At 52.9% G+C, this 12,318-nt stretch carries 12 protein-coding genes; 8 read left to right on the top strand and 4 right to left on the bottom strand.

Annotated features, from left to right (window positions below; translation table 11 throughout):
* Positions 1-2: 2 nt before the first annotated feature.
* Complete coding sequence (locus TREAZ_RS04860; RefSeq protein ID WP_015710701.1) at positions 3-902, top strand: hypothetical protein; 900 nt, start codon at positions 3-5, stop codon at positions 900-902.
* Here TREAZ_RS04860 and TREAZ_RS04855 read toward each other — a convergent pair.
* The 3 genes from TREAZ_RS04855 to TREAZ_RS18605 form a co-directional block, all read right to left on the bottom strand.
* Positions 889-2,862, bottom strand: a complete 1,974-nt coding sequence (locus tag TREAZ_RS04855; RefSeq protein WP_015710700.1) for a ribonuclease catalytic domain-containing protein — start codon at positions 2,860-2,862, stop codon at positions 889-891. The two genes, TREAZ_RS04860 and TREAZ_RS04855, sit on opposite strands and share 14 nt — an antisense overlap.
* 129 nt (positions 2,863-2,991) lie before the next feature.
* Complete coding sequence (locus TREAZ_RS04850) at positions 2,992-3,204, bottom strand: hypothetical protein (protein ID WP_015710699.1); 213 nt, start codon at positions 3,202-3,204, stop codon at positions 2,992-2,994.
* Positions 3,205-3,244: 40 nt separating this feature from the next.
* The gene (locus tag TREAZ_RS18605; protein ID WP_015710698.1) at positions 3,245-3,379 is read right to left on the bottom strand and encodes a hypothetical protein; all 135 of its coding nucleotides are present in this window, start codon (positions 3,377-3,379) and stop codon (positions 3,245-3,247) included.
* Between the two features lie 269 nt (positions 3,380-3,648).
* On the opposite strand from TREAZ_RS18605, the gene TREAZ_RS04845 reads away from it, so the two are divergent.
* The 3 genes from TREAZ_RS04845 to dapA are packed head-to-tail and all read left to right on the top strand — an operon-like array spanning position 3,649 to position 6,686.
* Positions 3,649-4,989, top strand: a complete 1,341-nt coding sequence (locus TREAZ_RS04845) for an aspartate kinase (protein WP_015710697.1) — start codon at positions 3,649-3,651, stop codon at positions 4,987-4,989.
* A 9-nt stretch (positions 4,990-4,998) separates the two neighbouring features.
* Positions 4,999-5,784, top strand: a complete 786-nt coding sequence (gene dapB / locus TREAZ_RS04840; RefSeq protein WP_015710696.1) for a 4-hydroxy-tetrahydrodipicolinate reductase — start codon at positions 4,999-5,001, stop codon at positions 5,782-5,784.
* On the top strand, positions 5,781-6,686 hold the full coding sequence (gene dapA, locus TREAZ_RS04835; protein ID WP_015710695.1) for a 4-hydroxy-tetrahydrodipicolinate synthase: 906 nt from the start codon (positions 5,781-5,783) through the stop codon (positions 6,684-6,686). The genes dapB and dapA overlap by 4 nt, the downstream gene beginning before the upstream one ends.
* Here the strand turns inward: dapA and TREAZ_RS04830 are convergent.
* A complete protein-coding gene (locus TREAZ_RS04830) occupies positions 6,673-7,134 on the bottom strand; it encodes a hypothetical protein (protein WP_015710694.1) in 462 nt (153 codons plus the stop codon). The two genes, dapA and TREAZ_RS04830, sit on opposite strands and share 14 nt — an antisense overlap.
* 86 nt (positions 7,135-7,220) lie before the next feature.
* Between TREAZ_RS04830 and asd the strand changes: the two genes are divergently transcribed.
* The 4 genes from asd (at position 7,221) to TREAZ_RS04805 (ending at position 11,823) form a co-directional block, all read left to right on the top strand.
* Positions 7,221-8,321: an aspartate-semialdehyde dehydrogenase gene (asd, locus tag TREAZ_RS04825; protein WP_015710693.1), complete on the top strand. Its 1,101-nt coding sequence runs from the start codon at positions 7,221-7,223 to the stop codon at positions 8,319-8,321.
* Positions 8,318-9,592 carry a diaminopimelate decarboxylase family protein gene (locus TREAZ_RS04820; RefSeq protein ID WP_015710692.1) on the top strand — a complete coding sequence of 425 codons (1,275 nt, stop codon included), beginning with the start codon at positions 8,318-8,320 and terminating at the stop codon, positions 9,590-9,592. The genes asd and TREAZ_RS04820 overlap by 4 nt, the downstream gene beginning before the upstream one ends.
* 62 nt (positions 9,593-9,654) lie before the next feature.
* Entirely contained in the window at positions 9,655-10,860 is a 1,206-nt protein-coding gene (locus tag TREAZ_RS04815; protein WP_015710691.1) for an LL-diaminopimelate aminotransferase, read from the top strand.
* A gap of 465 nt (positions 10,861-11,325) precedes the next feature.
* Positions 11,326-11,823 carry a hypothetical protein gene (locus TREAZ_RS04805; protein WP_043922849.1) on the top strand — a complete coding sequence of 166 codons (498 nt, stop codon included), beginning with the start codon at positions 11,326-11,328 and terminating at the stop codon, positions 11,821-11,823.
* Positions 11,824-12,318 lie beyond the last annotated feature (495 nt).

The raw sequence follows: 12,318 nt of genomic DNA, 5'->3' as shown, positions 1-12,318 counted from the left end.
CCATGACAAAAAACAAAACAATCGTTCTTTTTTCGATTCTGTTCCTTATAGTGCCGATATTTGCGGGCGCTCTGGATTTGGAGCTAAGCGGAGGGGCAGGGAATATTGCCTTTGATGATGAAAGGACATCCACCCTGGGCGGCGAAGCCCTGGCGTTTAAGCCCCAAATATTCCCCCTTATCAAAGCTGAAATTTCCGGGGATATTGGGGGCGCTATTTTCTATAACGGCGGCTATGAACGGGACCCCATACTAAGGAACCGCGTATACGCCAACATGGGGTACAAGCTGCGTTTTCTTTACCTGGAAATGGGCCCTTTTATGGGGCTGCTCAACAACAAAGATTCCATACTCGTTCCGGGCGCTGCGGTAGGCATGAGCCTCAATTTCCCGGGCATCATCTTTTTGGATCTTAAGGCTTCTTCGACCTTGGGGGGCATCCTGGAAGACCCGGGGGACTACGCCCAGGATACCCGGAACGTGAGCCTGGGCTTTTGGGTGCCCTATGTAATTTGCTCTTTCAATTTGGAAACAAAAAAGCATACAGAGCTTGAAAAATCCGAGAGTTTGACAGAAGACGCCGTGAGGCGCTACTTTTTCAGGGCCAATGTGTTTACCAAAAATGTGCCCTATACTATCCAGGTGGATTTTGGCTACCAAAACCTTTCCCGATCCTATTCTGATTACAGCCTGGTGAAAAAAAACACAGAGTCCGATGAATTCAAAGCTTTGTTCATGGGCCTTGAAATGACCTATACCATCGTACCGGGGTTTAAGGTATTTTTGGGCGGGGAGATGCCCCTTTATGCCTGGAGCGCAGGGGATATGAAAGATCCCGGAAAGAAAACCTTCCTTTTCCAGTTCCACGGCGGCATAGTCTGGACCCTTCCTATAAAACAGTAAAATTGACCTCCCCCTCGGGTATCCTTGCAGAGCCGCAAGCGAGGGTTATGGAATCATTGGGCCCGACATCCCCTTTAAGGCCCACCTGGGTTTCAAGACCCAGGGCGGGGATGCTTGCTACCGCTTTGCCGCCCTTTTTATCCAGCACTATGGCTTCCCATTCAGAGCCTTTTTTGTCCAGAAGATAGACCCCCATCCAGTGGGCCTTCGATGCCCGCTCGGCCCTGCCGGCCGCGAAAGCCGCCGCCTCCGCAGCGCCCACTCTGAGGAGTATTTCCTCCTCGGAAAGCAAAGCCTCGCCCTTGAGAAAAGCCCTAATCTGCTGGTGGCAAAGAAGGTCGGTGTAACGGCGCAGGGGGCTGGTGACCTGGGTGTACTCGTCAAGCCCCAGGCCCCAATGGATCGCAGGCTTGGCCGAAAGCGTCCGGGGCCTCATGCACCGCCTGAGCTGGAAAGCCCCGGCCAAACCTGCAAGCCGCTCCTCGGGAAGCTCCCCCGCTTCCTGCCCGACGAAGGGGAAAGGAACCTTGTTCCGCAAAGCCCAGCGGGCCGCCCCCTCCCCTGCCAGAACCATGCACTCCCTGACCATGTCAGCGGATTTGCGGGGGACGAGGGCTTCAACAGAAACTTTGTTTTGCGAAATGATTTTATCAAGATGCACATGGATATGGGCATCGGGCAGATCGATGAGTATGGCCCCCGTATCCAGCCGCCGTTCCGTGTTGCGCGCAGCCAGGGCAAAAAGGCCGGCCAGTTCCCCGCCCTCAAGATTATCGGCCTCTTCATACGTGAGGCGCGTCACCTTCACTTTTGAGGGAATTATTTCAGTCTCCACAATGGAAAAGGCCGCATTAAGCACGATTTTGAAGGAAAGGGCAGGGCAAATCCCATCAGCGCCAAGCCCCAGGGCAAACAAGGGAAGGGCCTCGGGGGCCAGCATCCTGGCGCTGCCTTCGGGGACATACAGAGTAGCGCCCCTGCCCCGGGCTTCGAGATCCGCAGGACTGCCGGGCTTTATGCTGGCTGCAGGATCGGCCACATGAACCCAAAGGACAAGCCGCCCCTGGCTGTCAGTAGGGGAACCTTCGCTGCTACGCAGCTCGGCTGAGGTTTCCGGCCCTTCCAGAGAAACCGCGTCGTCAGGATCGTCGCTCCAGGCATTGTCTATGGCATAGGATTTAAGATGGGTAAGATCCAGCCTGTCCTCGTCGGGGGCAGGATCGGGAATGATCTTTGCGGATTGAAGCGAAAGCCCGAAGCGGCTGGGGTGGGGATTGTCCCACACTGTCCATACCCCTGCGGCAAGGAGCAGCCTGTGAGCCTCCTGGGGGGTCTCGCTCCTGCCCAATTCCTTTAAAGTGCGGCTCTTGTCGGTCCTACCCAGGGCCAGGGCTTCCACATCCTGCAGGTAGCGCCTGTCGCCCTCGACCAAAGGATTTTCCGGCTGCACGTCCCCGGATAGGGTATGTGCCTGCGAACCATCAGCCCCGGGGGCAGCTGCTTTTTTAAGCCTCTCAAAAAACGCCGCCCGCTCGTCAGCCTCCCTCTGCTTTTCGCCCCGCTTTTTTTCATCAGCCTCAACCTCGGAGGAAGGCCTGGGTTTTACGGCCCCGGCATTCCCTGTAAAATAGAGGCCGTCCAGGATGAGGCTATACGCCGCCCAGGCCGCGGTGGGTGTAAATTCGCCATAAACCAACTCGGCCAATTCCCTGAGGGGAACATCTCCCCCTCCCTCGAGCAGTTCCCAGGCGCCTTTTGCATCCCCTGCTGCCAATAGGCGGCTTAGGGCTTCGGTGTTGAGTTCAGCCAGGGTGCAGGGGCCGGGATGGATAAGCTCGATATCCTTCTCGCGGACTTTGAGCTTTTCGCCGCCAAGGACAGAGATGTCTATTTTATCGCCTGCCGCTACAACCAGGGCAGGTTTGGATTTATATATGACGAGGCTTTTTTCGGCAATCATAGGGGGAGCTTAGCATGAGGGAAGGAGAGCTTGCTAGCAGGAGAATAATTTGACCAAGAGCTGACTATAGGGGTATAAGTTCCGATGGAGGGATGAGATGCACTTCTTAATTAAAGAAAGCATAGGCGCCTATATTAAACGCTCGACCAGGATGCGGGAAACATAGTCATTAACCGATTGCGCGTCTTTATCGGCGTTATATCTGAGGGTGTTTTCAACCCCTTCCGGCAGCTGCAATGTTTTCAGTAGCAGTTCACCCCGCGCCGCGTCAACCACATGCTGGGCCTTGCCGGGCATTGGATCCCCGCCCTTTTTCCAAATCACCCGTGCATCATCACTCATTTCACTACCTCCTCAAGAAGTTTTTCATTTTTTCGCGTTATCAAATCCGCATGTATGACAAAAAACTGTCCGCTGGCGCTTCCCGTAATTCGGCAATTACATAGGGCTCCGCGATGACCGCCAGCATATCAAGATCCGCTATGCCGTGTTTTCGCGCAGAATCAAGAATAATCATTCATCACCACCGTACCTCATCAACCACACCTTGAATATACTACACTCTGGGCATAGAGGCTATGCCTATGGTTTTAGAGGATGCAACAGCAATATTCAGCTTTAAGCTGAATATTTGTATGACCCGCTGAAATACCGCCATCCCGGCATTGATGAATGCGTAGCCTGTAGTATTATCAAAAACCTTCCATAATTAGGGGTTCCTTCGGGCGTATTCTGCGCCCCTCATCCAAAGTTGCATATTTATACAGTTTTTTATATACTGCCTCCATGATTGTGATGAAGTTTGGGGGGAGTTCCGTGGCGAACGCGGAACGGCTCCGGCATATGGCGGAGATCGTGAAGACCCAGCTGGAAAGGAAGCCCGTGCTGGTGCTTTCGGCCATGGGGGATACGACGGATCACCTCCTTGAAGCGGCCAATGACGCGTTCCGCAAGGGCACGGTGTCGGTGGAGAGGGTTGAACAGCTCCATCTTGCTACTATCAAAGAACTTAAACTGCCGGCAAGGGCGCAGAAAGATATAGAGCCTCTTTTGGCTGAGCTTAAGAGCCTCCTTTCGGGGATTTCGCTTATCAGGGAATTGACGCCCAGGACCAAGGATTACCTTGTGTCCTTTGGGGAGAGGCTTTCGGTGCGCGTTGCGTCTGCGTATCTCGAAAGTATCCATATTAACGCCAGGGCTTTTGACGCCTGGGATCTGGGCTTTATCTCGGATTCCAGCTTTACCCAGGCTGAACTTATCAAAGAGAGCTGGGAACTTATTCCCGAAAAAATCCTGCCCCTTGTCGAAGAGGGTGTGTTGCCTGTGGTTACGGGTTTTATCGCCCAGGATGTGAACAGCAATATCACTACTTTGGGGCGGGGCGGATCGGACCTTTCGGCCACCATGATTGCCGCAAGTTGCAAGGCTGAGGAAGCCCAGGTCTGGAAGGATGTGGACGGCATACTCACTGCCGACCCGAGGCTGGTAAAAGAGGCGAAGCCCGTGGAGATGGTAACCTACGAGGCGGCCGCCGAGCTTGCCTACTTTGGCGCACAGGTGCTGCACCCCCGGGCCATGCAGCCCTGCATAAAAACAGGCACTCCGGTGCTGGTCAAGAATTCCTATAATCCAAGCGCCCCGGGAACGCGCATTGTTTCTACATTGGGGAAAAAGGTAAGCCCCATCCAGGCCATTACTTCCCGCAAGAATGTCACCCTGGTGGATATTGTGTCTACCCGCATGCTGGGCCAGTACGGGTTTTTGGCCGAGGTTTTTTCGTGCTTCGCGAAGCACAACCTTTCGGTGGACATGGTAGCGACCAGCGAGGTGTCGGTATCCCTTACCCTGGACGCGGTTCACGATCTTACAGTGCTTAAAAAGGATATTGCGCGCATTGCAAGCATAGACATAAAAACCGGCAAGGCCATTGTCACTATTATTGGCAATGTGCAGAGATCCTCGGAAATTTTGGCCCGCTCTTTCCGTACCTGCGAATTATTAGGTGTAAGAGTGCAAATGGTTTCCCAGGGGGCCAGCAAAGTGAATATCTCCTTTATTGTCGATGACAGCGAAGCTGCGGAAGTTGTAAAAGCCCTGCATGGGGATTTCTTTGAAGGGAAAATATAAGGGGACTTTATGAAGCTGGCATTGGTTGGATACGGAAAGATGGGGCGCATCCTGGAAGCCCGGGCACTGGAGAAAGGGCACAGCATTGCTGCGGTAATCGATCCTTTTGTAAAGGGAACGGCGGACTCGGGAGCCCCGGTTTACGGGTCGCTTGCGGAAGCGCTTAAGGGCGGATTGGGGCAGGCGGATGGGGCTATCGAGTTTACCAGGCCCGATACTGCGCCTGAGAACATCAAATTCCTTGCGGAGCATAAAATACCGGTAACAGTGGGGACTACAGGCTGGTACGCGAAACTGCCTGAGATTACCGCGGCGGTGAATGCCGCGGGGGCTTCGCTGCTTTGGGCCTCGAATTTTTCTTTGGGGGTGAATCTTTTTTACCTGATTGCTGCCCATGCGGCTTCCCTTTTTGATCCCTTTGCCGAATATGACGTGGGAGGCTTCGAGGTCCACCATAACAAAAAAGCGGACAGCCCGTCAGGGACAGCCATCACGTTGGCAGAAAAAGTGCTTTCCCGCATGAAGCGGAAGACAAAAGCGGTTTACGATAAACTTGACAGGCCGCCCCGGGCGGATGAATTGCATTTTGCAAGCCTCAGGGCAGGATCTGTGCCGGGGGTTCATTCCCTTGTATTCGATTCCCAGGCCGATACCATTGAGATCACCCATACAGCACGGAACCGGGAAGGGCTGGCAGCAGGGGCGATTTTGGCAGCTGAATGGCTGGGTTCAAGAAGCGGTGTTTACACCATGGATGATGTGCTGGCGGATATTCTTAACAGGAGCATAAATTGATAAAGTTACAGGGCGCTTTTACAGCCATGGTAACACCCATGAAGGGAGACGGCAGCGTTGATTATGACGGTTTCCGGCAGCTCATCGATTTTCAGATTGAACAGGGCATTGACGGCCTGGTTCCCCTGGGCACTACCGGGGAGAACCCCACCCTGGACGAAGACGAGGAAGAAAAGCTCATCAAAATCGCAGTAGAAGAAGTTAAGGGAAGGGTCCCCGTCATCATAGGGACTGGTTCAAACGATACCAGGCACATGGTCGCTTATACCAAGCGGGCAAAGGATCTGGGGGCGGACGCGGCGCTGGTGGTAACCCCCTATTACAACAAGCCAAATGATTCGGGGCTTGCCGCCCATTTTGAAGCTGCCGCCGCTGTGGGCATCCCTGTGGTGGTTTACAATATCGCCTCAAGGACGGGGAGGAACATACCTGCGTCATTGATGGAAAGGATAGCCAAAATTCCCGGCATAGCAGGTGTCAAGGAATCGTCCGGGGATCTTGGGCAGATAGGGGACATCATCAATTCTATCGCTGTGCCCCGCAGAAACACTGCCAACCCCTTTACGGTGTTTTCGGGCGATGACGCCATGGCCCTTCCCCTCATGGCTTTGGGGGGCGACGGGGTTATATCGGTTGTTTCAAACCTGGTCCCCGCAAAGGTTAAAGCCTTGTGCAGGGCCTGCCTTGCCGGGGATTACGAAGAAGGCAGGAAGCTTCATTTTGAACTCCTTGCCTTTGTCAAAGCAGCATTTATCGAAACCAATCCTGCGCCCATCAAGCTGGCGCTAACATGGGCAGGACTGCCCGGCGGGCCTACGCGCCTTCCCCTGGGACCCATTTCCGGGGCAAGCGAAGAAGCGCTTAAAACCGCCATGCATGGGCTGGGGATTAAGACGGTGTAATTTGGAGGGCATCTAAAGCCGTAAGTTTTTCCGCAATCGTCCTGACCTTTTCATCCCCCTCTGCGACAAACACAGCCTCCTCCCCATTGTCATTGGCATAATGAATGACAAGCCGGGGAGGGCGGGAAAAGAACAGCCTCTTCAGAAAAGATTTTTCGGCCTTTATCTCCACCGAGACGATTTTTTCTTTGGGGATAAACATGGCAACTTCTTTGGGGCCATCCCCGCCTCTGGTGATTCTGACAGCCGCCGAGATCCAATTTTCGTTGGGAAAATGATGAAACCGGAAGCCGCCTGCTGTGGCTATGAGGAGGCCCCAAAAGGGACTGTCTTCGTCTGCCCAGCCCGATACGTACTGCCCCAGCGAAAAGGCAAGAACTTTTTCGCCTATCTGCTTTTCATATTCCAGCCAGAATTCTTCGGGGCTTTGATTTCTATTTGGAGCCATAGCCCATTTTAAAACCTCGATCCGCTTCGCGTCTATACTTGCATGCCCTTTCCCGCTAAAATGCTATCAGCTTTAAGGAGTTTCCGATGAACAAGATCCCCGTAGGTGTCCTGGGCGCCACCGGCATGGTCGGGCAGAATTACATTGCCCTTCTCAATGATCACCCCTGGTTTGAAGTCCGTTTTGTGGCGGCTTCCCCCCGATCCGCCGGCAAAAAATACAAAGAAGCCGTAGACGGCAGATGGCAGCTTGCCAGGGCATACACGCCCTCTGTAGGGGAACTTGTGGTTGCCGATGCAAATGATGTTTCCCAGGCCAGGGCCGCAGCCAAAGCGGGCAGCTGCGCCTTTGTTTTCTCTGCCCTCGAAATGGGGAAGGATGAAATCCGCGCGCTTGAAGACAGCTATGCCGCGGCGGGCATTCCGGTTATCTCCAATGCCTCCGCTCACCGGTGGACAGACGACGTGCCGGTGCTTATATCCGAAGTCAACCCCCATCATGCGGACATCATTCCTGCCCAGAGAAAAAAGCGGGGCTGGGACAAGGGCTTTATCGCGGTAAAGCCCAACTGTTCGATACAAAGTTATACAACACCGGTGTACGCCTTGATTCGCGCAGGCTATGAAATCAAGCGGCTCATTGTTACCACCATGCAGGCGGTTTCAGGCGCAGGCTACCCTGGCCCTGCCAGCATCGACATGATAGACAACGTGGTGCCCTACATAGGCGGAGAGGAAGAAAAATCCGAGCAGGAGCCACTCAAAATCCTGGGCGCCATCGAAGGCGGTGCTTTTGTGAACGCGGCCTTCCCCAAGATCAGCGCCCACTGCAACCGGGTGCCGGTGATTGACGGGCACACAGCCTGCGTCTCCCTGGAGTTCGGCGACAGGAAGCCTTCTATAGAAGAAGTGAAAAGAATCTGGGCCGACTTTAAAAGCCTCCCCCAGGAGCTGAATCTCCCCATGGCGCCCAAACAGCCCATCATTATAAGGGAAGAAAACAACAGGCCCCAGCCCCGCAAAGATCGGGACGCCGACAAGGCCATGGCGGTAAGCGTGGGCCGCATACGCCCCTGCAACATCTTCGACCTCCGTTTCGTGGGCCTCTCCCACAATACCGTGCGCGGCGCGGCAGGTGGCGGCATATTAAACGCGGAACTGCTAAAAAGCAAAGGATACATTTCATGAGCGTAAAGTCTTTTCCCCTCACCAGGGCGCAGCTTGAAGAATTGGCAAAGACGTACCCCACACCCTTTTATGTTTACGACGAGGCGGCCATTCGAAGAAACGCCCAGGCCATTAAAAAAGCCTTCTCGGTGTTTCCCGGTTACAAAGAGCATTTCGCGGTAAAGGCCCTGCCAAATCCCTACATCCTGAAAATCCTCGAAAGTGAAGGTTTTGGCGCGGATTGCTCCAGCCTGCCCGAGCTGCTCCTCGCGGATATGTCAGGCATGAAGACAGAAGCGATCATGCTCACTTCCAACGAGACCCCCGCAAAGGAGTACATCAAAGCAAGGGAACTTGGGGCCATCATCAACCTTGATGATTTTACCCACATTGAATATGTGGAAAAAAGCCTTGCCGGCGGCCTCCCCGAATTGGTTTCGTGCCGCTATAACCCCGGCCCTCTCAAGGAAGGCAATGCCATCATCGGCAAGCCCGAAGAAGCCAAGTACGGCTTTACCCGGGAACAGCTTTTCGACGGGTACAAGCTCCTGAAGCAAAAGGGAGTGAAACGCTTCGGCCTCCACACCATGGTAGCCTCCAACGAACTCAGCCTCGACTACCACCTCGAAACCGGTCGCCTCCTTTTTGAGCTTGCAGTAGAGATAAAAAACAAAACCGGCATAGGCATAGAATTCGTAAACCTCGGCGGGGGCCTCGGCATACCCTACAAACCCGAGCAGGAAGCCGTCAGCTGGGACAGTTTGGCTTCGGGCCTAAAAAAGCTCTACGATGAAATCGTTGCCCCCTCGGGGCTCAAACTCGAAATCCACACCGAATACGGAAGGCCCGTCACCGGCCCTTACGGCTGGCTCGTCGCCAGGGCCATACATTCCAAACATATCTACCGCGAATACATAGCCCTGGACGCCTCCATGGCCGACCTCATGCGCCCCGCTCTCTACGGGGCATACCATCACATCACCATACCAGGCAAGGAAAACGCCCCGCTCACCGAAACTTACGATGTGGTAGGCAGCCTCTGCGAGAACAACGACAAATTCGCAGTCCAGCGCAAACTCCCTAAAATATGCACCAGCGAGAACACCGGCGACTTTGTGGTAATCCACGATGCAGGCGCCCACGGCAGGGCCATGGGATTCAACTACAACGGCAAACTCCGCTGCGGAGAACTATTGCTTCGCAGCGATGGTACTATCAAGCAGATACGCAGAGCAGAGACAGTGGAAGACTACTTCGCAACAATAGACTTAAACGGGGTAAAGGAATTCTAATAGTTTTTCTTTTACTTTGCGGTTAAAATCTTTTGTATGTATGTTTATGCAAGGAGAAGAGTATGATTAAGCGGAACAAGTGCATTGCCAACATTAAAGCAGGCTATCTCTTCCCGGAAATCGCCAAGAGGCGAAGGGAATTCGCGGCGGCCCATCCGGAGGCAAAGATCATAAGCCTTGGGGTGGGGAACACCACCGAACCCATACTGCCCCATATTGACAAGGGGCTTACGGAAGGCGCGAAAAGGCTGGGCACTGTTGAAGGCTACCTGGGCTATACCGACGAAGGCTTTCTTGAATTGCGGGAGCGGATTTCCAAAGTGTTTTACCAGGGAAAGTTTGCTCCAGACGAAGTATTTATTTCTGACGGCGCCAAGTGCGATATCGGGAGGCTCCAGCTTCTCTTTGGGGCAGGCACTAAAGTTGCGGTACAGGACCCTTCATACCCGGTGTATGTGGACGGGTCGGTGCTCATCGGCGCCGCAAACGGATGGACAGGGACAGGATACGAAGGCATTGCGTACCTTCCCTGCACAGCGGAAAATAATTACTTTCCTGATCTTTCAAAACTCCCCTCGGACAGTATCTTTTATTTTTGTTCCCCCAATAACCCCACAGGGGCTGTAGCCAACAGGGTGCAATTAACAGAATTGGTGAAGGCCGCAAAGGAAAAAGGAACTGTAATTATCTTCGACGCGGCCTACGCAGAATATGTGCGGGACCCCAATCTGCCCAAATCCATATTCGAAATTGAGGGCGCACGGGAATGCGCCATTGAAGTTAATTCATTCTCGAAGCCAGCGGGCTTTACCGGCGTGCGCCTTGGCTGGACCATAGTCCCCAAAGAGCTCAAGTATGCGGGGGGCGAAAGCGTCAATGCCGACTGGGCCCGGATCTGCGGCACCATTTTTAACGGCGCTTCCAATATAGCCCAATGGGGTGCATTGGCCGCCCTGGATGACGAAGGCGTCAAGGAAATGAAGGAACTCTGCGACTTTTATCTCGGCAGCGCAAAACTCATCAGGGAAGCCGTGCAAAGCCTTGGCATTGCCTGTGTGGGCGGGGACAATTCGCCCTACATCTGGGCACGGTTCCCCGGCAGGGACAGTTGGGAAGTCTTTGCGGAGATACTCGAAAAATGCCAGGTGGTTACCACGCCGGGCTCGGGCTTCGGGCCTGCGGGCCAGTCCTTTATACGCTTCTCGGCTTTTGGACACCGGGCGGATATCGAAGAGGCATGCAGAAGGCTGGCGAGGCTGAAGGGGTGAGAAATCACCTATTCAGTCTTCAAAGGGAACAAAGTCAATCCGTGTGTTTTGAGCCTTAAACGGTATATACCATAGAGTATCGTCAAATACTTTGGGAGTCATCAAACATCCTCCCAAAGACAATAATACAATGACCCCAATCAACCAACCCCACCGCAGAGCGGTCGGGGTATGGTTGTTCTTTAAAGGTATTAGACTCGGGTACATACCCTTTATAATGCCCCAAGAGGCGGGGTATGTACCCTCGCTACGAATAAAAAATAGTTTCCCCTTTTTCATCCTGGTTTCTCCTTGAGTAGTTTAGTGAATAAATAGTTAACAGTTAGACTAATTCCTATAGAAGTCAATAGAAATTTAGGCATAAAAAAAATAAAAAAATTGCAAAATTCGCTTTGTTTTTTTTAAATATATGAGTATTTTAATAATATAAAATTCAGGTACATGGTACCATCGGAGGATACAAGTATGAAACCTACTTGTCACGTAAAAGCAATACCAGCAGCGGTATTGAACAAGGCTCAGAAGGCTATTGATGAAGCGTTAAGCTCATTGAAGCCTTATCTCCTCGCGCTGACCCCCGGGGAACGGCACGGATTGCCCAAAATGGGGCAAAAAACCCTCAGCTTCGTGGAAAAAGCCCACGAATATGCCAAGCAGAACCTCAATTTTGTCCCGCCTTATCTGGACATGAACGAGTATGACAAGGACTTTGCCGATGCCCACGGGCTGTGGGGCCTGGCGAATTCCATACGGCAGCTGGAAGAGGGCCTGGACGATACAATAATGGCGGCAGGCAGCGAAGCCTACAAGGCTTCATTAACCATTTATCGTTCTGCAAAGGATGCTGCCCAGCAGGACATTCCCGGGGCCAAAGCGATCTACGAGGAACTTACGACAAGGTTCCCGCAAAACAGGCGCAAGAAAAAACCCACAGACGGGGAAGAAAGCGCAGCATCCAGGTAACATTTCAAGCGTAACCCTTGCTGCCCCGGATTCCCCAATGGATGCACGGGGCAGCAAATCTGGCTCCCGGAACACCGATATCGGTTCTCCGGGGGTCAGCTGATATTCAAAAATGTGCGCTCGATCTGTTAAAAGAGAAACCTGTTCATAAAAAAGAGCCAATGGATCCGCAAAAAGTGTAACCGGTTCGTAAAAAAGACTAACCGATTCCTGAAACAGAAAAACCGCTTTCTTAAAAAGAGGAACTGGTTTATAAAACAGAGGAACGGTTTTATGAAGAAGAAAAACCGGTTTATAAAACAGGGAAACCATTTTCTCAAATAGAGGAACCGGGCTCTCAAATAGACGAAAAGCCGGCTCTTCCAAAACCCCAATCCGGCCTTTTAATATCAACACCGGGTTCAAAAAAATGAATCAACAACCCCGCGGCAAGCCGCGAGGTATGTTGTTCTCTTAAGGAATTGGACTCGGGGCTTAATACCTTTTTAACCGCCC

It is taken from the genome of Leadbettera azotonutricia ZAS-9, from assembly GCF_000214355.1.
GTDB lineage: Bacteria > Spirochaetota > Spirochaetia > Treponematales > Breznakiellaceae > Leadbettera > Leadbettera azotonutricia.
Note: the sequence above shows the minus strand (reverse complement) of the source record. Positions and strands in the feature narration are given on the sequence as shown.